A 20,647-nucleotide genomic window follows, 5' to 3' on the forward strand; every position below is an offset into this window, starting at 1 on the left:
GATTCGCCTCTATCCGTGAGCTCGTAGTAACCGGAATGCACAGCTTGCGCCACCTCCAGGCTAACCCGTGACAAATCATTTAGTTGCCTGGGATCACTGGCAGAGATTCACGTTCGGCCGCGCACCAGAACCGGGCATACGGTCCATCCGACGCGAGCAGCTCGGCATGCGTCCCGACCTGCGCAATTCGGCCGTGTTCCAGCACGACGATGCGATCCGCCCGTGCCGCGGTGGCCAGGCGGTGCGCGACCACGACGGTGGTGCGTGACCGGGAGACCGCTTCGCTCGCGGCGAGCACGGCCGCTTCGGTCGCCGGATCCAACGCCGCGGTGGCCTCGTCGAGCAGCAGGATGTCGGGGTCGACCAGCTCGGCACGGGCCAGCGCGATGAGCTGCCGCTGCCCGGAGGAGAGGTTCTGGCCTCGTTCCCCGACCTGCTGGTGGAACCCGTGCGGCAGCGCGGCCACGGCAGGCAACGCGCCGACGGCGCGCACGGCGGCTTCCACTTCCGCGTCACTGGCGTCGGGACGGGCGTAGCGCACGTTGTCGGCGATCGTGCCGGAGAACAGGTGGGCTTCCTGCGGCACGATGCCCATGCGACTACGCAGTGCCGCCAGGTCGTAGTCGCGGACGTCGACGCCGTCGATGAGCACCCGGCCGGAGCCGACGTCGTAGAAGCGCGCCAGCAGCTTGACCACGGTGGACTTGCCCGCGCCGGTGGCGCCGACCAGCGCGACCGTCTCGCCGGGCGCGATGCGCAGGTCGACGTCGTGCAGCGCAGGTTCGTCGGTGCCGGGGTAGGTGAACGACACGTTGTCGAACCGCACCTCACCGCGCAGCCGCTCGGGCACCTCGACCGGTGTCGCGGGCGGTGGGACCGAGCTGCGCGTGGCGAGCAGGTCCCCGATGCGGTTCAGGCCGACCTTGGCCTGCTGGTAGCTGTCGAAGATGCTGGACAGCTCCTGGATGGGGGAGAAGAACATCGTCAGGTACAGCAGGAAGGCCATCAGCACGCCGGGCGTGAGCTCGTCGACCGCCACCCGGTTGGTGCCGACGTAGAGCACGACGGCCTCCACCACCTGCGACAGCAGCGAGACGAACGGGAAGTACGTGGCGATGTAGCGCTGCGCCCGCAGCCTGGAGCGCCGGTAGGCGTCGCTGCGGTCGGCGAACGCGCGCGCCGAGTGCTTCTCGCGCGTGTACGCCTGCGCGACCCGCAGACCGGTGACGTTCTCCTGCATGTCGGCGTTGACGACGCTGACGCGTTCCCGGGCTTCGGTGTAGGCGCGCGACGACTTCTGCCGGAAGATCACGGTGGCCACGATGAGCACGGGCATCACGGCCATGGTGATCAGCGCCAGCGGCACGTCGGTGATCAGCAGTGCGCCCGCGATACCGACCAGGGTGAGCACGCTGACCACGGCGCGGGCCAGCCCGGTCTGCAGGAACGTGGACAGCGCGTCCACGTCCGTGGTCATCCGGGTCATGATCTTGCCGGCCAGTTCGCGCTCGAAGTAGTCCAGCCCGAGCCGTTGCAGGTGCGCATAACACCGGACGCGCAGCAGGTACAGCACGCTCTCCCCGGCGCGGGCGGTCACCACGGTCTGGGCGGCGATCACCGCCCAGTTGGCCAGCGCGATCAGCGCCCCGAACCCGGCGACCACCAACACCACGGTCAACGAACCGGCGACGACGCCGTCGTCGACGCCGACCCGGAACAGCGACGGCATGGCCACCGTGGCCAGTGCGTCCGCGGCGACCAACCCGACGGCGGCGAGCAGCAGCCACCGCACCGGGTGCAGCAGGCGCGACAGCCGGAAGTTCGGGTCGTCGGCGGTCGGGTCGAGCCCCGCGATGCGCGGTTGATCCTGCGCCGGCGGCAGCGCACGCACCTTCTCGAGCAGCTCCGGCGTCGGCGGGACGTTGAAGCGCGCGCCCGGGCCGCCGCGCCCGACCGTCGGCTCCGGCGCGGCACGGTTCTCCGCGACGGCCGCCAGGCGGTCGACCTCGTCCTGCTCCGAGCGCGGCCACAGCCGGCCGCTGACACCGGCCCCGTTGCCGCTCACCGCAGGCATGGCCGTGGGGTGCTCGATGTCGTCTTCCGGGCCGGCGATCAGTTCGCGGAACAGTGCACAGCGCTCCCGCAGCTCGGCTTCGGTGCCGACGTCAACGACCCGCCCGGCGTCCAACACGGCGATCCGATCGGCCAACGCCAGCGACGAGCGGCGGTGCGCGATCAGCAGCGTGGTCCGGTCCTTGGTGACGGTGTGCAGGGTGGCGTGAATGGCGGCTTCGGTGCTCGCGTCGACGGCGGAGGTGGCGTCGTCGAGCAGCAGGACCCTCGGGTCGGTCAGCAGCGCCCTCGCCAGCGCCAGGCGTTGCCGCTGACCACCGGAGAGCGTCAGCCCGCGCTCGCCGACCACCGTCTCGTAGCCGTCGGGCAGGTCCTCGATGAACTCGTGCGCCTGCGCGGCCTTCGCCGCGGCGACGACTTCCTCGTCGGTGGCGTCGGGGCGACCATAGGCGATGTTGTCCCGGACCGAGGTGGAGAACAAGAACGCTTCCTCGAACACCACCCCGATCGCGCGCCGCAGATCGTTGAGCCGCAGGTCGCGCACGTCCACCCCGCCGACCTCGATCCGGCCCTCGTGCACGTCGTAGAACCGGGGGAGCAGCAGCGACACCGTCGACTTGCCCGAGCCCGCGGTGCCGACCAACGCCACCGTCTCGCCCGGGTCGACGTGCAGCGACACCCCGTCGAGCACTTTGTCCTCGCGGGTGTAGCCGAAGCTGACGTCGGTCAGCCGTACCGACAGCGGGCCGGACGGCAGTTCGCGTGGCTCGTCCGGGTCGGTCACCTCGGGCTGGGCGTCGATCAGTTCGTACACCCGCTCGGCGCCCGCGCGGGCGATCTGCGCCTGGATGATCAGGCTGGTGACCATCCGGGCGGGCGAGACCAGCCCGGCGACGTAGGACGCGAACGCCACGAACGTGCCGAGCGAGACGTCACCGTCGAGGGCGAGCAGGCCGCCGACCGCCAGCACGGCGACCTGCCCGATCGCGGGCAGGGCGGCGACCGAGGCCATCGGCTTCGCGGTCAGCCGGGCGGCCCGCAGCTTCTCGCCGAACAGCTTGCGTGCCGCGCGCTCCAGCCGGGAGACCTCGCGGGACTCCTGCCCGAAGCCCTTCACCACACGCACGCCGGTGACGGTTTCCTCGACGTGCTGGGCCAGGTCGGCCGCCCGCTGCTGCGACGACCAGATCGCCGGGAAGACGCGCATCCGGGCCGCGGCGACGGCCAACCCGATCGCGGGCGTGACCACCAGGGCGATCAGCGTCAGCAACGGCGACATCCACAACATCGCGCCCAACGCGAGCAGCAGATACACCGCCGAGCCGACCGACAGCGGGCCCTGCATCAGCAGGCTGACCATCAGCTGCAGGTCGGTGATGGCACGCGAGGCGATCTGACCGGTGCGCAGGGAGTCCTGGGTGCCGCCGTCGAGCCGGGACACCGCGCCGAAGACCTGTTGGCGCAGGTCGTGCTGCACATCCAACGCCAGCCGCCCGCCGAAGTAGCGGCGCACGAACGCGGCGCCGAACGTCAGCACGGCAAGGCCGATCAGGCCCAGCGCGAGCACCCCGAGCCTGGCGGTGTCGCCGGCCAGCGCTTCGTCGATGGCCTGTTTGACCAGCAGCGGCCCGGCAGCGAGCGCCCCGACCCCCAGCACGGCCGCGCCGAACGCCAGCACCACCAGCCACGGATGCCGCCAGCAAGCCGAGACGAGCCGTCGCAGCCACCCCGCGGACGGCGGCGGAACAGAAGGGCGGGGTGCCCGCCGCCGAGGTTCGGTGGGAATCTCGGTCGGTACGGACACCCCGCCAGGTTACGTAATCTCAGGCCCGCGCCGTCAGGCGTTTTCCGGCCGTCGGCGTGATCAGGTGATGTCGCGCTGCTTGGCGACCAGCCAACCGGACAGGCCGATCACCGCGCTCCAGGCCAGGAAGATCAACATGGACGCCCACCACGCGGGCGCACCGTCCAGGTTGAGGAAGCCGCGGATCTCCTCGATCGCCCTGCCCACGTCGTCGCCGTGTCCGCCGGGGAACCCTTCCACGAACAAATCGAGCGACAGGTCGCTGACCATGCCCGAACCGGAGCCGTTGGGCAGATAGAACGGGATCTTCTCGGCGTCGTTGCTACGCAGGATCTGGGCCACGATCGGCTCCAGGATCAGCGTGTAGATCACCAGGCCGACGATCGCGCCGGTCTGGTTGCCGATCAACGCGCCCGCGCCGACCCCGAGCAGGGTCCACATCATCAGCGCGAGCACGCCGACCCCGGCCAGCTCGAACCACAGCGCACCGTCCGGCAGGTCGCCGCCGAACAACGCGCCGAGGGTGGCCGCGCCCATGCAGGCCACGCCGTACACCAGGCCCATGACCGTGTACGTGATCAGCTTGGCGGTCAGGACGGCACCACGACTGCTGCCGGTCAGGTAGGTCGTGGTGATCGTCTTGTGCCGCATCTCGCTGGTCACCGCGGTGGCGCCCAGGATGACCGCGAACACGGTGGTGAAGTTGATGCCCTGGGCGAATGCCGGGAGCGCGAACGGGACGGCGCCACCGACTTCTTCCTGCAGTTCACCGAGCGTGCCGAGCGCCGAGCCCGCCCACGTGAAGCCCAAGCTCAGCAGGACGGCCGGGATGAGCAGCGCCCACCACAGTTTGACCGTGAAGATCTTGCGGAACTCGGCGGTGATCAACCTGCCCATCAGCCCTGACCTCCACTGTTACCGCTGTCGCCTGGTTGCTGTCCTTGGCCGGGTGGCCCTCCGGCCCACGGGTTCGGTTGCTGGCCCTGCTGTCCCTGCTGCCACTGTTGCGGCTGTTGCTGGGGCGGTTGGCCTGCCGGCGGCTGCTGGGGCGGTTGGCCTGCCGGCGGCTGCTGCCACTGCGGTGCGCCTTGCCACTGCTGCTGGCCGGGTTGCGGGGGCTGCTGCCACTGCTGAGGTTGACCTTGCGGCTGCCCCTGCGGCGCCCACTGCTGGCCGGGCTGCTGCGGCGGCATGCCGGGCTGCTGCGGCGGACCCCATTGCCCCTGCTGCGCCTGCGGTCCCGCGAACGGTTGCGCCGGCTGCTGCCCGGCGTACTGGCTGCGGGTCAGCTGGAAGAACAGCTGCTCCAGGTCGGCGGTCTCCTCCTGCACGCCGTAGAGCGCCACGCCCGCCTTGGCGGCGATGTCACCGACCTGCTGCACGGTGGAGTCGTAGACGGCCAGCCGCCCGTCCTCGATGGTCTCCACCCGGGTGACGCCCTGCTCCTTCAGCGCGGTGACCAGCGCCTGACCGTCCGCCGCCTGCACCAGGATCCGGCTCTGCTGCTGCTTACGCAGGTCGTCGAGCTTGCCGTAGTACACCGTCTGCCCGCGGCTGACGATCACCACCTGGTCGATTGTCTGCTCGAGCTCGGCAAGCAGGTGTGACGACACCAGCACCGTGCGACCTTCCCTGGCGAGGTTGCGCAGGAACTGCCGCAGCCACGCGATGCCTTCCGGGTCGAGGCCGTTGGCGGGCTCGTCGAGCACCAGCACCTGCGGGTCGCCCAGCAGGGCGGCGGCCAGTGCCAGCCGCTGCCGCATGCCGAGCGAGAAGCCGCCCGCCTTCCGGTTCGCCGCGTCGGTCAGCCCGACCAGGCTCAACACCTCGTCCACCCGGGTGTCCGGCACGCCGATCGCCGCGGCGTAGACCCGCAGGTGGTTGCGCGCGGTGCGCTTGGGGTGGAAGCCCTCGTTCTCCAACACCGATCCGACGACCGTGGCCGGGTTGCCCAGCTTGTCGTGCGGCAGCCCATTGATCGTGGCCGTGCCCTGGGTCGGCCGCACCAGTCCCAGGATCATCCGCAGCGTGGTGGTCTTACCGGCGCCGTTCGGGCCGATGAAGCCGGTGACCGACCCGGGCTCCACGGTAAAACTCAGGTTCGACACCGCCTGTACCGCACCGAAGTTCTTACTCAGGTGCTGTACGACGATGCGGCCACTGCCGTCATGCTGCATCACAGCTTCTCCGTCCGTTCACGGGTGATCCGCACAGCTCGTGCTGCGCCATACTGCCGTACAAATCGGTCCATTCGCAGTTCGTTCCGACGAATTTGGCGAAGGTTGCCGCACAACTTTCCGCGTTCCCCTATGGTGGTAGTGGCGGCCTGCTCCCAGTGACCCCCAGGCTGGTTGAGCGGGCCGCCCCTCTTTTTTTCTGCGCCGGTCACCGAGCACGTCGGCGGGCCCGCGCCCAGGACGGCGGGAGTGTCTGCGACAACCGCACAGCGGGCAGGCTATCTTGCGCGGCCGACGTCGCCGCGCAGCACCCACGGGGAGTTGATCACGACTCGAGCACGGTCTGCAGCGGTGTCGCGGGAAGATCGTGTGCGTCGGCCACGGCGTCGTTGGTCAGCTTGCCTGCGTGCGTGTTGATCCCGAGCGCGAACGCGTGGTCGGCGTCGGCGGCGGCCCGCCAGCCGTGCTCGGCGAGTTGCACCACATAGGGGAGCGTGACGTTGGTCAGGCCGTACGTGGACGTCCGCGGGACGGCGCCGGGCATGTTCGCCACGCAGTAGAAGACGCTGTCGTGCACCTGGAACGTCGGGTCGTCGTGGCTGGTCGGCCGGGTGTCGGCGAAGCATCCGCCCTGATCGACGGAGATGTCCACCAGCACACTCCCGGGCTTCATCTGCGCCACCAGATCGTTGGACACCAGCGTCGGCGCCTTGGCCCCGGGAACCAGCACGGCACCGATCACCAGGTCGGCTTCCAGGACGGCTTCCTCGAGCGTCAAAGCGTTGGACGTCAGCGTGTGGATGGCGCCGTGAAACTCCAGGTCGATCTCGCGCAAGCGGTCGACGTTGATGTCGAGGACCTCGACGTGCGCGCCCATGCCGAGCGCGACGCGCGCGGCGTTGAGACCGGCCACCCCGCCGCCGATCACGACGACCCGCGCAGGGTGCACCCCGGGGATGCCACCGGGCAGCACGCCGCGGCCGCCGTTGGGCCGCATCAACGCGTACGCGCCGACCTGGGGCGCGAGGCGGCCGGCAACCTCGGACATCGGCGCGAGCAAGGGCAGCGTGCCGGTGGGCAGCTGCACGGTCTCGTAGGCGATCGCCGTCGTGCCCGCGGCCAGCAACGCTTCGGTGAGTTCCCGGTCCGCGGCCAGATGCAGGAACGTGAACAGGGTCAGATCCCGCCGCAGGAATCCGTACTCCTCGGCGATCGGCTCCTTGACCTTCAGCACCAGGTCGCCGTCGCCCCACACGTCCTCGGCCGTCGGCAGGATCTTCGCGCCGGCCGCCAGATATTCCTCGTCGGTGATGCCTGCACCCACGCCCGCTTCGGTCTCCACGGACACCTCGTGGCCGCGTTCGGTCAGTTCGCGAACCCCCGCGGGCGTGATCGCCACGCGATACTCGTGCTTCTTCCTCTCGCGGGGAACGGCGACACGCATGGCCGACCACCTCCCACCTGCGGCGCTGCAGTGCTGGTTCCACTATGGCGCGTCCGTGCGGCAAAGTCATGGCACAAGTCGGCCGCGGGGGACCTCGCGCGCCCGCCAAGCGCGTTGCTTGGCCCGGTTGCCGCAGACGCGCATCGAACACCAGCGGGCGGAGCGGGCGCGGGAGCGGTCGTAGAACGCCCAGCGGCAGCCGTCGTCGGCGCACACCTTCAGTCGTGACCAGGTGCCGTCCGCCATCGCTTCGATCACGATCGACACCAGGCGGCCGATGGCCTGCCACACGCCGTCTGCGCTGCTGTGGACTTTCCAGGATCCGGTCGGCGTGAACCGGATCGTCAGGCAGGCGGCTTCGGCCGCCGAGTTGAGTTCGGCGAGCACGTCGTCGTCCAGCCCGCCCTCTCCGGCCGCCAACGCGGAGCGCAGGGCTTCCCGGGCCGCCACGAGCTGGTCGGCCTCGGCGCGGCTGAAGGTGCTGACCGAACGGGCGAGCAAGCCCTCTTGCCGCAGCCAGCGCACGCACCCCCGGGGGGTGCTCAGTGCGTCGGTTCCGGCCTCGATGTCGCGCGTGTTGATCAGGCGCCGCACGACGTCGAGCCGGCCGGGAGCTGCTGACGGCGTAGCAGGCATCCTGCGAGTGTAACCACATTGACGCTGAACAGGGTTATGGCTGATCTGCCCGCCCGTGACTTCCCGCAAGCTGAGCATCGGCCCGTCGTCGTCCGGCTGGGTGCGCAGGTCGTTCGCCGCGATCGCCGCGGCGTCGGTTCTCACCGGATGTGCCGAGGATCCGGTCGCCGTCGGGGCGGAACAGCAGCCGCCGAAGCAGCAGACGGTGTCGGCGGATTGTCCAGGCGGCGGGCGGCAGTCGGTCACCATCGGCGTGCAGCCGGACGACCTCCGCGCCACTGGCCGCAAGATCGACGGGTTCCGGGTCGCGATCGCGTGCGGGGTGGTCAAGCGAGTCTTCGGCGAGGACTTCACCGTCACCTGGCAGCTCCTTCGTCAGGATCAACCCGACGCGCTGGAGCAGGCGCCGTCGATCTCGTCGTCGCGGTGCCGGAGGACTACGCCAAGCAGCGCACGAAGGTCGGTGTGAGCATGCCCTACTACATCAGCGGGCCGAACGTGCTCGTGGCGGACGGCAAGCTCACCGAGTTCGACGACATCGACCGGTCGAACAAGAAGGTCTGCGACGTCGAGTTCGGACCCGCCGCGGAACTTCGTGCCGCGTTCGACATCGTCGAGCGGGACAGCATCGACGAGTGCGTGACGATGCTTCGGGCCGGGGAAGTGGACGGCGTGGCCGGTGATGCGGCGGACCTGGCCGACCTCGCGGCGGACGGTGGTGACGGCCTTCAGCTGCTCGACATCCGCGACAAAGTGGCCGAGGACGCGAACCTGCAGACCCGGATGCTCGAGTACTCGATCGGCGTGAATCCGGCAAAGCCGGATCTGTTGAACGAAATCGACGCCGCGCTGGATGAGGTCATGTCCGACGGTACGTGGCAGAAGTTCTTTCAGCGCTATCTCGAACCGGTCCGGTTCCCGCACGTCCAGCCGCCCCGGGCCTCATGACACCGGCAGTTCCAGCGGGGTGAGGACGGCGATCTTCCAGCCCTTGTCGGTGTCGACGAGCTGGTAGACGAACCGTTCGGCGCGCTCGCCGTCGTCGTACCACGCGACGTCGGCCCACACGCTGTGCCCGGTCTGCGCGATGACGGCGATCTCGGCCTTGGTGTCATGGACCCCCTCGTACTGCCCGACGGCGGAAGCGAAGAAGTCCAGGGTCTGCTGCGCATCGGTCACTGCGATTGCCTGACCGGGAAATTCGATCAGTGCAGGCACCGCGTAGTGGTCGGCGATCGCTTGGGCGTCGCGATCCAGCAGCGCGCGCCGGTAGGTGGCGAAGAACGTGTCGGCGATGGTGTCGGTCATGCCGGCGACACTAGGTCCGAACCAGGACACGCCGGTGTCGTGATTTTCGGGAGATTTCATGGCCGAGGCCACAGCGCGGCGCGCCGCCGCCTCACGCGACAACCACCTCACGTTGCGACGCGTCGAGCGGCAACAACGAATCATCGAGCTGCTCGCCGCCGCGCGCACCCGCGTGCCTTTGCGGAGACTGGCCGAGGAATTCGGCGTCGCCGAACGCACGATTGCGCGCGACTTGCAGCGGCTGCGCCATTCCGGAGTTCCGATCGAAGTGACGCCGGGTCGGCACGGCGGTGCGACTGTGATCAGCGCACACACCATTCCACCCGTGACGCTGGATTTCTCGGAGGTCGCCGCGGTCATGGCCAGCCTGGCAGCGCTCGGCCCGTCGGTGACACCGTCCGCGACCAGCGCAATGAGCAAATTTGCCCGTGTTCTGCGGCATTAGTACGACGAGCGGTTCGTTGTCACGCGAATTTCTCCGGCCTTTGTCGGGGGCTGGCGTCACGACGCCGGGCGGAGCATGATCTTCACCCGTGGCCAAAAGTCGAAAGGGGAGCGCGATGGTATCTCGCCGACATTTCGCCCGGGGCGCGGCGATGGTCTCGATCTGCGCGCTGACAGTAGGACTGGTTTCGCAGCCGGCGGCCGCCGATCCGAAGTGGGCAGGCCCGCTGACCAAGGAGCCGGTGGCGACCGGATCGGGCGGTGCGGTGGCCACCGTCGATCTGGAAGCCACACGTGCCGGCCTTTCCGTGCTGCGCAAGGGCGGCAACGCGGTCGACGCCGCGGTGGCGGCCGCGGCCGTGCTCGGCGTGACCGAGCCGTACTCGTGCGGCATCGGGGGCGGCGGATTCATGATGATCTACACGGCCAAGGACCGGAAGGTACACGCGATCGACCACCGGGAGAAAGCGCCGAAGGCGATGCAGCCGGACGCGTTCTTCGAGGACGGCAAGGTCCTGCCGTTCGACGACGCCCGCTACAGCGGACGGTCGGTCGGCGTGCCGGGGACCGTGGCCGGGTGGGAGGAAGCGCTGGACCGCTTCGGCACCAAGTCGCTGCGCCAGGTGCTGCAGCCCGCGATCAGCGTGGCCCGCAACGGTTTCGAGGTCGACGAGACGTTCGCGGAGCAGACCGAGGACAACCGCGAGTACTTCGACGACATCCCCTCGTCGGCCAAGACGTTCCTGGACCCGGACGGCACCGCGCCCGACGTCGGCAGCACGTTCCGCAACCCCGAGTTGGCCAAGGCGTACGAGCGGATCGCGCGCTACGGCGCCAAGGGCTTCTACCAGGGCCCGATCGCCGAGGCGATGGCCAAGGCGGTGACCAACCCGCCGGTGTCCGACGACGCCGACCACCAGTGGCGCGAGGGCTACATGACCACCGACGACGTCAAGTCGTACCGGGCGGACTGGCGCGAGCCGACCAAGGTCAGCTACCGCGGCCTGGACGTCTACGGCATGGCGCCGCCGTCCAGTGGCGGCTCGACCGTCGGTGAGGCGCTGAACATCCTGGAGGGCTACGGCCTGAAGTGGATCACGAGGGAAGAGGCGCTGCACTACTTCCTCGAGGCGTCGCGCTATTCCTTCGCCGACCGCAACGCATACGTCGGTGACGCCGACTTCGTCGACGTCCCGCTGCAGGGCCTGCTCAGCAAGGACTTCGCCGCCGAGCGCCGCGCGCTGATCACCGGCAAGGCCGCCGGTGAGGTCGAGCCCGGTGACCCGTGGCCGCACAACGGCGGCGGCTCGGGCAGCGGCACCCCGTCGGTGACGCTGGAGAAGGGCACGTCGACGACCCACCTGACGGTGGCGGACAAGCACGGCAACGTGGTGGCCTACACGTTCACCATCGAGTCGACCGGCGGCAGCGGCATCACCGTGCCCGGCTGGGGCTTCTTGCTCAACAACGAGCTGACCGACTTCAACTACGACTCGACCACGCACGTCAACCGGGTCGAGGGCGGCAAGCGTCCGCGCAGCTCGATGTCGCCGACCATCGTGTTGGACCACGGCAAGCCCAAGCTCGCGGTCGGCTCGCCGGGTGGGTCGACGATCATCACCACGGTGCTGCAGATCCTGGTCGACCGGATCGACCTCGGTTCGTCGCTGCCCGAGGCCATCGCGGCGCCGCGGGCGACCCAACGCAACGGCGAGACCACCAGCGCCGAACAAGCCTGGATCGACAGCCCGGAGGCCCAGGCGCTGCAGGAGCGTGGGCACAAGTTCGTCGACGGCGGGGAGATCGGTGCCGCCACCGGTATCGAGTTCCTGCCCGGCGGCAAGCTGCTCGCGGCGGCCGAGCCGGAGCGCAGGGGCGGCGGCTCCGCCGGGGTCGTGCGGCCCTGGTGACCGGTGGGTGGCGTCGGGTAGGACTGGAGCATGAGCGAGCACGCTGAAGGCTGGTTCACCGGCGCCGCAGGCAGAAGCATCTACTGGCAGTCCTGGCTGCCGGACGGGCAAGCCGTCGGAGTCGTGGTCGTCCTGCACGGCTACGCCGAGCACAGCGGCCGGTACCCGCATGTGGCCGCGGCGCTGAACGCGGCGGGCTATGCGGTGTATGCGCTCGACCAGCACGGTCACGGTCGGTCGGACGGGCCACGGGCGAACATCGACTCGTTCGCCGGGGTCTTCATCGACACCGACCGGCTGGTACGCAAAGCGGCCGCGGCGCACGACGGCTTGCCCGTCTTCCTGCTCGGGCACAGCATGGGCGGGTTGATCGCCACGGGTTACGTGTGCGAGGTGACCGGCCTGCCGCGTTACCCGCTCGCCGGCCTGGTGCTGTCCGCGCCCGCGCTGGACATCGCGGTGGGCTCACCGGTGGAGAAGGTGGCGGCCAAGGTGCTGTCGAAGATCGTGCCGGACCTGGCCGTGACACCGTTCGTATCGGGCAAGATCAGCCGGGATCCGCAGGTGGTGGCGGCCTACGACGCCGACCCACTGGTGTACCGGGGCAAGATCAAGGTGCGCACCGGAGCGGAGACGCTGAGCACGGTCGCCAAGACCCGCGACATGCTGCCCAAGGTCGATCTGCCGACCCTGCTGATGCACGGCGGAGCCGACGAGGTCGTCCGCCTGGAGGGCTCGCGACTGCTGGCCGAGCGCGCGACGACGCCGGACCTGACGTTCACCGTCTACGACGGCCTCTACCACGAGATCTTCAACGAACCGGAGAAGGAGAAAGTGCTGGCCGACGTGGTGGCCTGGCTCAAGGCGCGGACTTGAGCGCCCACGGGGGCTGTTGTCGGTCGGCCTTGATCAGCGCGGTCACCGCGTTGATCAACGCCAGGTGGGTGAACGCCTGCGGGAAGTTGCCGAGCTGGCGGCCGGTGTGCGGATCGATCTGCTCGGCGTACAGCTGCAGCGGCCCGGCGAACGACAGCAGCTTCTCGCACAGCGTCCTGGCCCGCTCCAGCTCGCCGATCAACACCAACGCCTGTACCAGCCAGAACGAGCAGATGGTGAACGTGCCTTCCGCGCCTTCCAGGCCGTCCTCGGTCTCGTCCGTGCGGTAGCGGAGCACCAGACCGTCGACGGTCAGCTCGTCGGCGATGGCCAGCACGGTGGCGCGCACGCGGTCGTCGTCCGGCGGCAGGAATCCGAACAGCGGGATGATCAACGCCGAGGCGTCCAGCGCCTTCGTCTGGTAGTGCTGGGTGAACACACCCCGTTCGTCGACGGCGTTGGCCAGCACGTCGGCGCGAATCTCTTCGGCGGCTTCCCGCCACTTCGCGGCGATCTTGGCCGCACCGCGTCCTTCGGCCAGGGCCGCCCCGGCCTCCGCGGCCAGGTAGCAGGCTACCTTCGACGAGGTGAAGTGCTGCGGGGCCGAGCGCACCTCCCAGATCCCGCGGTCCGGCTCCCGCCAGCGCTCCAGCGCGCGTTCCACCTGCGTGTGGACGATGTGCCACAACCGGTCGCCGATGCGGCCGGTTCGCACGCTGTGCAAGTTGATCGCGCCGACCACGGCGCCCCACACGTCGTGCTGGCGCTGGTCGTAGGCGCCGTTGCCGATGCGCACCGGTCGTGCGCCGTCGTAGCCGGACAGATGGTCCAGTGTCGACTCGGTGAGCACCCGCTCGCCGTCGACGCCGTACATGATCTGCAGGTCGCCGCCTTCGGTCTCGGCCACGTCGCAGACGAAGTTGAAGAAGTCGGTGGCTTCCCATTCGAAGCCGAGCGTGCCCAGCGCCCACAAGGTGGCGGTGGTGTCGCGAATCCAGGTGTAGCGGTAGTCCCAGTTGCGCTCCCCGCCCGGTGCCTCCGGCAACGAGGTGGTGGCGGCTGCGGCGACCGCGCCGGTCGGAGCGAAGGTCAGACCCTTCAGCGTCAGCGCGCTGCGCTGCAGGTACGACCGCCATGGGTGGTCGGGGAAGTCGCCGTGGTCGAGCCAGTGCTGCCAGTGGTGCGCCGTCCACTCCAAGCGGGCGTCGGCCTCCTCGATCGTGCGCGGCGGGGCGTGTTCGCTCCAGCTCAGCGCGACGAACCGGCTCTCGCCTTTTCTGAGCAACGTGCGCGCGGTGCATTGCGGGCCTTCGAACCCCACGTTCATGTCGGTGGTCAGCCGCAGCCGCACGTCGCTGCCCGGCGCGCTTGCCACCGCCTCGCGATAACCGGAACCGTCGAAGGCCCACTCGGCGGGCGCCCGGCCGTAGTCGAACACCGGCGAGCAGTCCATCCGCACCTGCACCTGGCCGTTGACACAGCGGATGCGGCGCAACAACACGTGGCCGGCGTCGTAGTCCGTCGGCGCGCGGCGGTGCGTCTTCGACCGCTCGTCGTCGTGGTGCCACGGCCCCATCAGCAGCGCATCGGTGACCACCAGCCAGCCACCGGGAATCCACCACGACGTCTCCAGCACCAGCGTTCCCGGGATGTAGCGGCGCGCCGACGGCACCCGCACGCCTGCGGGGGAGATCCGGAAGACCCCGGCGTCCCGGTCGAGCATCGAGCCGAACACGCTCGGCGAGTCCATCCGGGGCAGGCACAGCCACTCGAGCCCGCCGTCCGGGGCGACCAGCGCGGCGGTCTCGCAATCCGACAGGAACCCGTACTCGCCGATCGGCGGAAACCGGCCGGCGTAGCCGCTGTGGTCCTGCGGCGGCGTTCTGATCATCCCCCCAGGGTAAGTCGCCGCGTCAGTATGCGCCGCCCAGCTTGCTGTGGTCCCAGCTCGCCCGCTTGCGCTCGACGAACTGCAGCCCGACCCGCTTGGCGGCCTGCGCGCGGATCATGTCCTCGGCGCCGGGCGCCAATCCGGCACCACCGGTGTAGCGGTCGGTGAGCTCGAGGCCGATGCCGAGCACGGTCTCCGGGTCACGGTGCAGCACCACATCGCACTCGAACGTCACCCCGCGCAGCTCGGAGTAATCCACGCCCGCCTCGACCTGCAGCGTCGCCCGCGGGTCGCGCTCCAGGTTGCGGACTTTCTGCGACTTGCCGTACGTCCACGCCCAGACCTGGCCGTCGCGCAGCACGAACCACAGTGGGGCCAGGTGCGGCCAGCCGGACTTGCCGATCGTGGCGCAGGTGAGGGTGCGCTGCTCGTCGAGGAACGCGGCGACCTCGTCGTCGGTCATCGCGATCTGTTTTCTGCGGTTCATGGCCCGAGGCTGCCATGCTCGGCGCGCCACGGCTACGGCAATGTGAGTACCTTGATCTTCTTCTCCCCGTAGATGCCGTAGATCTCCACCTGCGCGATATCCGTGCGCGGCACGCTCGTCGATCCGGTGAACGTGTAGGTCGTACCCGGGCCCGCGCGCCAGCTACCCACTTGATGGGTCTTGCCGCGGCGGTCGGTGACGTACATCAGGTACTCGAACGACGGGCCGTCCGGCCGGGACTTGCCGGAGTAGCGGCAGACACCCTCGATCTTGGTGCCCCACGGCCCGGCCACCAGTCGCGCCTCCGCGCTGATCGGGCTCGGCGCCACCTTCTTCATCGCCGTCATGCTCGGCGGTGACGGGGCGGGTCCGCCGCCTTGGTCGCCCCACGGAACGGCGAGCGCGACGACGGCCGCGGCAGCGGCAGCGGCCACCGCGATCCCGACGGTGCGCCAGCGCGCCTGCCGATTCGACCGGCGCTGTCGCCGTTCGGCATGCGCGAGCAGTTCCGGCAACAAGTCCGGCGGTCTCGGCGGTTCCGCCGCGTCGTCGAGCAGGGCGAAGGCCTGTTCCGACGACAACGCGGACAGCGGGCCGGCGAGCCCGGCCAGCGTCGAGACCGCGGACGCGCACTCGTCACACGAGGACAAGTGCTGCTCGTACTCCCGGCGTTCGCCGGGCGGGAGCGATCCCAGCACGTACGCGGCGTCCCATTCCCGGTACCGGTCCGTGGTGGTCATTGGCTCACCCCCCTTTCCTGCAGTGCGAGCCGTAGTGCGCGTAGTCCGTAGTGCAGCCGCGATTTCACCGTGCCGGGCGGGATGTCGAGCTCGGCCGCGATGTCGGCGATCGGGCGGCGACCGTAGAAGGCATGCACGATCACCGTGCGGTGCTCCGATGACAATTGGGCGAGCGCATCGGCGACCAGCCACGAATCCAGCAACGCATCGGTGCTGTCCTCCGATTCGGCGCCGCGCGCCAAGGGCATGTCGTCGTGTGGAATCTCCCGTCGCTGACGGGCGCTGCGTTGGTTGTCGATGACCAAGTTCCGCGCCACCGTGAACAGCCAGGCGCGCGGCGACGTGTGTCTTCGCGCCAACGCCCCCGGCCGCTGCAACGCACGAAGCAAGGTCTCCTGAACCACGTCACTGGCCAGCTGAGGGTCACCGGTCAGGCGCAGCACGAACTGCCAGAGGTCAGGTGCGTGTTCGTCGTGCAGGGTCCTCAGCAACGCGGCGCGGTCGTCGGTCATCGATCACTCCCACCCGCACAACGGATGCCGAGTCCGCTGGGTTCACCGGGGTGGTCGGTTCGTCGTCGGACAGCACCGTCGCGATGGCCTGTTCCAGCCCGGCCTCCGGCTCCGGGGCCGTGGTGGCCCGGCGGATCGCGGCCAGCGTACGCTCGCCGAGCCCGGTCTTCTCGCCGAGCCGGGTGAGCGCGTCGGCGAGCACCTCGCAGGTCTCCTCGACCGCGGCTTGCGCCTTGTTGCGTTCGGTGATCGCGGTCGACAGCAGCAGCGCGATCAGCGCCAGGGATCCGTTGTAGACCTGCAGCGCGATCATGGTCGCCAGGACGGTCTTCCCCGCGAACGGGCCGTTGCCCTCGATGGCCGCCAGCGAGACCAGCACGGACGTGAGCAGGGCGCACGAGGCGGCGCCGAGCAGCTGGAATCGAACGGCTGCCCAGATCAGGGGGATGACCGTCGGGAACAGGATGCCGATCGAGGTCTCGGTGCCGAGTACAGCCGCGCACACCGTGGCGGTGATCAACACCGCGGCTTCGATGCGGACGCGCTGCGGGCGTGCCACCTGAGGGCGTTGGTACCACAGCGCGAACAGCGCCGGAGCGACCATCAGGACACCCATCAGATCGCCGGTCAACCAGATGGCCCACGTGGTCCAGAACTGCTCCGCAGGCATGGCTTCGGCAGCGATCAGCGCGCTGGTGCCCAGCGTGGCACTCAGCGCCACTGCTGCGACGCCGCCGAGCACGATCAGGGCGACCGCGTCGCGGATGCGATCGAGTTCCGGGCGGAAGCCGACCAGCCGGAGCACCTGCCAGGCGGCGACCGCGGCGAGGGTGTTGCCGAGCCCGTTGAACAGCACGCCGAGCGGCGGAGCGCCGAACTCCCACGTGGCCAGCAGGGCACCGATCAGCACGCCGGGAGCGGCTCGCCATCCCCAGCGGACCAGGCAGAACAGCGCGACACCGGTGGCGGGCCACACGGGGCTGATCTGGCCATCGGCCAGCGTCAGTTGCAGGCCGGCGAGACCGGTCAGCCAGTAGGCGATGGCCGTGCCCGCGCTGATCAAAACCACGGCCACCTTCGGGCTCACCTCGGGCATGACCACCCCTCGCCGTGAATGCCGGAAATGTCTGGTCCCGCCCTGGGTATCGCCGATGATCTTCATAGTGCTACTTCCGGGCCGTTCGGGCTAAAGTGCACCCCATGCGCAGAGCCGTTGTGCTGGTCGTCACAGTCGCGTTGGTACTGGCATTTCCTGGGCCGGCCGCGGGGGAAACCACCAGAACGACAGACAATCCGTGGCTGGACGCGAGGGTGCTCAACATGGCCCACGCCGGCGGAGAGAATGAAGCGCCAGCGAACACGCTATACGCCTTCAAGCGCGCGGTAAAGCTCGGTGCGAACATGCTCGAGCTGGATGTCCAATCCACCAAGGACGACCAGCTGGTGGTCATCCACAACGCCACCGTCGACCAGACCACCGACGGCACCGGCAAGGTGCGCGACCTGACGTTCGAGCAAGTGCACAAGCTCGACGCGGCGTACAACTTCATCCCCGGCAGGCATGCGGTGCCCGGTGAGCCGCCGGAGTCGTATCCACTGCGCGGCGTGCGGACCGGGGACAAGGAGCCGCCGCCGGGCTACCAGCCGTCGGATTTCGCGATCCCGAAACTGGCTGATGTGCTCGAGGCCTTCCCGCGAACGCCGATCAACATCGAAATCAAAGGCACCAGCGACGCGGACATTCCTTCGTTCCTGCACAACGCGAAGCTGTTGGCCCGCCTGTTGAAAAAGACCGGCCGCACGGACTTCATCGTGACGTCGTTCAACGACCTCGCGGTGGCCAAGTTCCATCTGCTGGCGCCCGACATCCCCATCGCGCCTGGAATGGCCGGGCTCGCCGCGTACTTCCTGCTCGGCGTCAAACCGATGCACGGCACTGTCGCGCTGCAAATTCCGGTGCGGTATCAGGGCTTGGAAATCGCCACGCCGGAGTTCATCCGCCGGGCGCACGCCGACGGCTACGCGGTGCACGTGTGGTTCAGCGGAACGGCGCCGGACGACGAAGCGACGTACAACCGGATCATCGACTCGTGCGCCGACGGCCTGATGCCCGCCTACCCGGCGCTGCTGGAGCGGATCCTCGACGAGCGTGGCATCGAGCGTCCGGGCAGGCCGGGCGTCGATCCGTGCGGATGAGAGGCGGCCATGGCGAGCAAGCCGGACGAGGTCCGGGCCGGAGTGGAACTGTCCAGTTTGGACAGCACGCTGTTCGACGGCGCCGAAGCCACCAAGCGCGATCTGATCGACTACCTGGACGCCGTGGCGGACCGGATCCTGCCGGGCCTGGCCGGCCGTCCGTTGTCCGTAGTGCGGGTTCGCCCTGGTCAGGAGCCGTTCATGCAGAAGAACGTGCCCAAGTACACCCCGGAGTGGATCCGCACCGTGGAGTTGTGGGCGCAGTCGTCCAGGCGCGACGTGCGGCACGCGCTGTGCGACGACCGACGAACGTTGCTGTGGTTCGCCAACCAGCGCGCGGTGGAGTACCACCCGACGCTGGTGCGCGCCGACGACTGGGAGCATCCGGACTACTTGGTGCTGGATCTCGACCCGCCTGCCGGAGAGGGCTTCGCCGCCGTGGCCCGAGCCGCCCGGCTGGTGGAGCAGGCGCTGCGCGACCTCGGCCTGCGCGGAGCGGTGAAGACCAGCGGATCGAAGGGCGCGCACATCTTCGTGCCGCTCGCCGGGGCCACCGCCGATGAGGCCGCAGCGGCCACGCGCGCCATCGCGGCCAGGGCCGAACGAGTCGACCCCGACGTGGGCACCACCGAGTACGTCAAGGACAAGCGCGGTGGCAAGGTCTTCCTCGACTCGACCAGGGCGTACGGGTCGACCGTGGTGGCGGCCTACAGTCCGCGGGTGCGGCCCGGCGCGACGGTGTCCTTCCCGGTCTCCTGGGACGACCTGGAGGATGTCGACCCGCGCGACTTCACCGTGCGGACGGTGCTCGAGCGGCTGGGTGACGCCGACCCGTGGGCAAGCGCGATGCCCGAGCGGCAGCGGCTGAGCGACGACCTGGTGGCCGAGGGCATGGAGATCCCGGTCGCCAGGGTCGTGGCGATGCACGAAGGAAAACGACGCAAACGGGAACGGGAGCGGAAAGAGGGGCGATGACGCAGCCGGGAAACTTCAGCGACCACCAGCTCGGCATCTATGCGCAGGGCATGTTCGCCGGGACCAAGCCGTCGTGGACGACCAACCTGGCGCGGCTGGAGGAATACGCGCGGGACAAGCTCAGCCCGGAAGCGTTCGGCTACATCGTGCCCAGCGCGGGCGACAGCGCGACCACGCGGGCGAACCGGGCGGCGTTCGAGCGGTATCGCATCGTGCCGCGCATGCTGCGTAGCCGCGCCGACCGGAGCTATGCGACCACGGTGCTCGGTACCGAGATGCCCGCACCGGTGATGCTCGCCCCGCTCGGGGTCCAGAACCTCGCGCACCCGGACGCCGAACTCGCGACGGTGCGCGCGGCCGCCGGCCTCGGCGTGCCGTACGTGCACTCCACGCAGGCGTCGCGCAGCTTCGAGGAGGTCGCCGAGGCGGGTGGGAACGCCCCGCGGTGGTACCAGCTGTACTGGCCGACCGACGACGAGCTGTGCCTGAGCTTTCTGCGGCGGGCGAAGGACAACGGCTTCAGCGTGCTGGTGCTGACCCTGGACACCCTGCTGCTCGGCTACCGCCCGGCCGACCTGGATCGCGGCTACCTGCCGTTCCTGGCCGGCGACGGGATCGCCAACTACGTCACCGACCCGGTCTTCCGCAGCAAGCTGGCCAAGCCTCCGGAGGAGGACATGACCACCGCGGCCCTGCAGTTCGCGCAGGTCTTCCCGAACCCGGGCCTGGGCTGGGAGCGGCTGCCGTGGCTGCGCGAGCACTGGGACGGGCCGATCGTGCTGAAAGGCATCCAGTCGGTGGCGGACGCCAAGGCGGCCGCGGACGCCGGGATGGACGGCATCGTGGTGTCCAACCACGGTGGGCGGCAGGTCGACGGCGCGATCGCTTCGCTGGACGCGCTGGGGCCGATCGTCGAGGCGGTCGGCGACGAGCTCACCGTGCTGTTCGACTCCGGCATCCGCACCGGCAGCGACGTGGTCAAGGCGCTGGCGCTCGGGGCGAAGGCGGTGCTGCTCGGGCGACCGTTCGCCTACGGGCTGGCGCTCGGCGGGCAGGAAGGCGTGGAGCACGTGCTGCGCTGCCTGCTCGCCGAGTTCGACCTGACCATGGCGCTGTCCGGCCACGCGCTCGACGACCTCGAGCCGGGGGTGCTCGACCGGGCGGGATGACGCAG

General features: G+C 69.5%; 19 protein-coding genes. 8 read left to right on the top strand and 11 right to left on the bottom strand.

The annotated features are described in order from the left end of the window. Positions 1-79 precede the first annotated feature (79 nt). The 5 genes from YWM_RS22500 to YWM_RS25590 form a co-directional block, all read right to left on the bottom strand. Positions 80-3,859 carry an ABC transporter ATP-binding protein gene (locus YWM_RS22500; protein ID WP_084612233.1) on the bottom strand — a complete coding sequence of 1,260 codons (3,780 nt, stop codon included), beginning with the start codon at positions 3,857-3,859 and terminating at the stop codon, positions 80-82. 78 nt (positions 3,860-3,937) lie between these two features. Next, positions 3,938-4,774 carry an ABC transporter permease gene (locus YWM_RS0106745; RefSeq protein WP_028850080.1) on the bottom strand — a complete coding sequence of 279 codons (837 nt, stop codon included), beginning with the start codon at positions 4,772-4,774 and terminating at the stop codon, positions 3,938-3,940. Next, a complete protein-coding gene (locus tag YWM_RS0106750) occupies positions 4,774-6,054 on the bottom strand; it encodes an ATP-binding cassette domain-containing protein (RefSeq protein WP_028850081.1) in 1,281 nt (426 codons plus the stop codon). The genes YWM_RS0106745 and YWM_RS0106750 overlap by 1 nt, the downstream gene beginning before the upstream one ends. 325 nt (positions 6,055-6,379) lie before the next feature. Then, entirely contained in the window at positions 6,380-7,498 is a 1,119-nt protein-coding gene (gene ald / locus YWM_RS0106755; RefSeq protein ID WP_028850082.1) for an alanine dehydrogenase, read from the bottom strand. A 66-nt stretch (positions 7,499-7,564) separates the two neighbouring features. Next, positions 7,565-8,134 (bottom strand): CGNR zinc finger domain-containing protein, encoded by a 570-nt coding sequence (locus YWM_RS25590; protein WP_028850083.1) that lies wholly within the window; start codon positions 8,132-8,134, stop codon positions 7,565-7,567. Positions 8,135-8,189: 55 nt separating this feature from the next. Between YWM_RS25590 and YWM_RS26390 the strand changes: the two genes are divergently transcribed. Together YWM_RS26390 and YWM_RS26395 are read left to right on the top strand one after the other, a co-directional pair. Next, the gene (locus tag YWM_RS26390; protein ID WP_028850084.1) at positions 8,190-8,603 is read left to right on the top strand and encodes a hypothetical protein; all 414 of its coding nucleotides are present in this window, start codon (positions 8,190-8,192) and stop codon (positions 8,601-8,603) included. Further along, positions 8,561-9,082: a transporter substrate-binding domain-containing protein gene (locus YWM_RS26395; RefSeq protein WP_028850085.1), complete on the top strand. Its 522-nt coding sequence runs from the start codon at positions 8,561-8,563 to the stop codon at positions 9,080-9,082. The genes YWM_RS26390 and YWM_RS26395 overlap by 43 nt, the downstream gene beginning before the upstream one ends. Here the strand turns inward: YWM_RS26395 and YWM_RS0106775 are convergent. Continuing rightward, a complete protein-coding gene (locus YWM_RS0106775; protein ID WP_043659905.1) occupies positions 9,077-9,442 on the bottom strand; it encodes a hypothetical protein in 366 nt (121 codons plus the stop codon). The genes YWM_RS26395 and YWM_RS0106775 overlap by 6 nt on opposite strands. Positions 9,443-9,500: 58 nt before the next feature. Between YWM_RS0106775 and YWM_RS0106780 the strand changes: the two genes are divergently transcribed. The 3 genes from YWM_RS0106780 (at position 9,501) to YWM_RS0106790 (ending at position 12,672) form a co-directional block, all read left to right on the top strand. Beyond that, complete coding sequence (locus tag YWM_RS0106780) at positions 9,501-9,887, top strand: helix-turn-helix transcriptional regulator (RefSeq protein ID WP_028850087.1); 387 nt, start codon at positions 9,501-9,503, stop codon at positions 9,885-9,887. Positions 9,888-10,002: 115 nt separating this feature from the next. Next, positions 10,003-11,796 (top strand): gamma-glutamyltransferase, encoded by a 1,794-nt coding sequence (gene ggt / locus YWM_RS0106785; protein ID WP_052344628.1) that lies wholly within the window; start codon positions 10,003-10,005, stop codon positions 11,794-11,796. A 30-nt stretch (positions 11,797-11,826) separates the two neighbouring features. Continuing rightward, positions 11,827-12,672: an alpha/beta hydrolase gene (locus YWM_RS0106790; RefSeq protein WP_028850089.1), complete on the top strand. Its 846-nt coding sequence runs from the start codon at positions 11,827-11,829 to the stop codon at positions 12,670-12,672. On the opposite strand, the gene YWM_RS0106795 is transcribed toward YWM_RS0106790, so the two are convergent. From YWM_RS0106795 to YWM_RS22510, 5 genes are read right to left on the bottom strand one after another with little or no spacing between them, the layout of a single operon-like run. Continuing rightward, entirely contained in the window at positions 12,656-14,563 is a 1,908-nt protein-coding gene (locus YWM_RS0106795) for a glycoside hydrolase family 15 protein (RefSeq protein WP_028850090.1), read from the bottom strand. The two genes, YWM_RS0106790 and YWM_RS0106795, sit on opposite strands and share 17 nt — an antisense overlap. A 22-nt stretch (positions 14,564-14,585) precedes the next feature. Then, on the bottom strand, positions 14,586-15,050 hold the full coding sequence (locus tag YWM_RS0106800) for a pyridoxamine 5'-phosphate oxidase family protein (protein WP_028850091.1): 465 nt from the start codon (positions 15,048-15,050) through the stop codon (positions 14,586-14,588). Positions 15,051-15,082: 32 nt separating this feature from the next. Next, positions 15,083-15,790: a zf-HC2 domain-containing protein gene (locus tag YWM_RS22505; protein ID WP_052344629.1), complete on the bottom strand. Its 708-nt coding sequence runs from the start codon at positions 15,788-15,790 to the stop codon at positions 15,083-15,085. After that, the gene (locus tag YWM_RS0106810) at positions 15,787-16,302 is read right to left on the bottom strand and encodes a sigma-70 family RNA polymerase sigma factor (RefSeq protein ID WP_028850092.1); all 516 of its coding nucleotides are present in this window, start codon (positions 16,300-16,302) and stop codon (positions 15,787-15,789) included. Before YWM_RS0106810 ends, YWM_RS22505 begins: the two co-directional genes overlap by 4 nt. Further along, a complete protein-coding gene (locus tag YWM_RS22510) occupies positions 16,247-17,398 on the bottom strand; it encodes an MASE1 domain-containing protein (RefSeq protein ID WP_169720965.1) in 1,152 nt (383 codons plus the stop codon). Before YWM_RS22510 ends, YWM_RS0106810 begins: the two co-directional genes overlap by 56 nt. 224 nt (positions 17,399-17,622) lie before the next feature. On the opposite strand from YWM_RS22510, the gene YWM_RS0106820 reads away from it, so the two are divergent. From YWM_RS0106820 to YWM_RS0106830, 3 genes are read left to right on the top strand one after another with little or no spacing between them, the layout of a single operon-like run. Then, a complete protein-coding gene (locus YWM_RS0106820; protein WP_245565946.1) occupies positions 17,623-18,498 on the top strand; it encodes a glycerophosphodiester phosphodiesterase family protein in 876 nt (291 codons plus the stop codon). Positions 18,499-18,507: 9 nt separating this feature from the next. Then, entirely contained in the window at positions 18,508-19,473 is a 966-nt protein-coding gene (gene ligD / locus YWM_RS0106825; protein WP_028850094.1) for a non-homologous end-joining DNA ligase, read from the top strand. After that, positions 19,470-20,642, top strand: a complete 1,173-nt coding sequence (locus tag YWM_RS0106830; protein WP_028850095.1) for an alpha-hydroxy-acid oxidizing protein — start codon at positions 19,470-19,472, stop codon at positions 20,640-20,642. Before ligD ends, YWM_RS0106830 begins: the two co-directional genes overlap by 4 nt. The last annotated feature ends 5 nt before the right edge of the window (positions 20,643-20,647 follow it).

The sequence above is a fragment of the Thermocrispum municipale DSM 44069 genome, assembly GCF_000427825.1.
Classification (GTDB): Bacteria; Actinomycetota; Actinomycetes; order Mycobacteriales; family Pseudonocardiaceae; genus Thermocrispum; species Thermocrispum municipale.

What these genes read in the sequence shown, in the direction of transcription:
- YWM_RS0106745 (WP_028850080.1), bottom strand. Translation starts at nt 4,774, where the DNA reads ATGGGCAGGTTGATCACCGCCGAGTTCCGCAAGATCTTCACGGTCAAA.
- YWM_RS0106750 (WP_028850081.1), bottom strand. Translation starts at nt 6,054, where the DNA reads ATGCAGCATGACGGCAGTGGCCGCATCGTCGTACAGCACCTGAGTAAG.
- ald (WP_028850082.1), bottom strand. Translation starts at nt 7,498, where the DNA reads ATGCGTGTCGCCGTTCCCCGCGAGAGGAAGAAGCACGAGTATCGCGTG.
- YWM_RS25590 (WP_028850083.1), bottom strand. Translation starts at nt 8,134, where the DNA reads ATGCCTGCTACGCCGTCAGCAGCTCCCGGCCGGCTCGACGTCGTGCGG.
- YWM_RS0106775 (WP_043659905.1), bottom strand. Translation starts at nt 9,442, where the DNA reads ATGACCGACACCATCGCCGACACGTTCTTCGCCACCTACCGGCGCGCG.
- YWM_RS0106780 (WP_028850087.1), top strand. Translation starts at nt 9,501, where the DNA reads ATGGCCGAGGCCACAGCGCGGCGCGCCGCCGCCTCACGCGACAACCAC.
- ggt (WP_052344628.1), top strand. Translation starts at nt 10,003, where the DNA reads ATGGTATCTCGCCGACATTTCGCCCGGGGCGCGGCGATGGTCTCGATC.
- YWM_RS0106790 (WP_028850089.1), top strand. Translation starts at nt 11,827, where the DNA reads ATGAGCGAGCACGCTGAAGGCTGGTTCACCGGCGCCGCAGGCAGAAGC.
- YWM_RS0106795 (WP_028850090.1), bottom strand. Translation starts at nt 14,563, where the DNA reads ATGATCAGAACGCCGCCGCAGGACCACAGCGGCTACGCCGGCCGGTTT.
- YWM_RS0106800 (WP_028850091.1), bottom strand. Translation starts at nt 15,050, where the DNA reads ATGAACCGCAGAAAACAGATCGCGATGACCGACGACGAGGTCGCCGCG.
- YWM_RS22505 (WP_052344629.1), bottom strand. Translation starts at nt 15,790, where the DNA reads ATGACCACCACGGACCGGTACCGGGAATGGGACGCCGCGTACGTGCTG.
- YWM_RS0106810 (WP_028850092.1), bottom strand. Translation starts at nt 16,302, where the DNA reads ATGACCGACGACCGCGCCGCGTTGCTGAGGACCCTGCACGACGAACAC.
- YWM_RS22510 (WP_169720965.1), bottom strand. Translation starts at nt 17,398, where the DNA reads ATGCCCGAGGTGAGCCCGAAGGTGGCCGTGGTTTTGATCAGCGCGGGC.
- YWM_RS0106820 (WP_245565946.1), top strand. Translation starts at nt 17,623, where the DNA reads ATGGCCCACGCCGGCGGAGAGAATGAAGCGCCAGCGAACACGCTATAC.
- ligD (WP_028850094.1), top strand. Translation starts at nt 18,508, where the DNA reads ATGGCGAGCAAGCCGGACGAGGTCCGGGCCGGAGTGGAACTGTCCAGT.
- YWM_RS0106830 (WP_028850095.1), top strand. Translation starts at nt 19,470, where the DNA reads ATGACGCAGCCGGGAAACTTCAGCGACCACCAGCTCGGCATCTATGCG.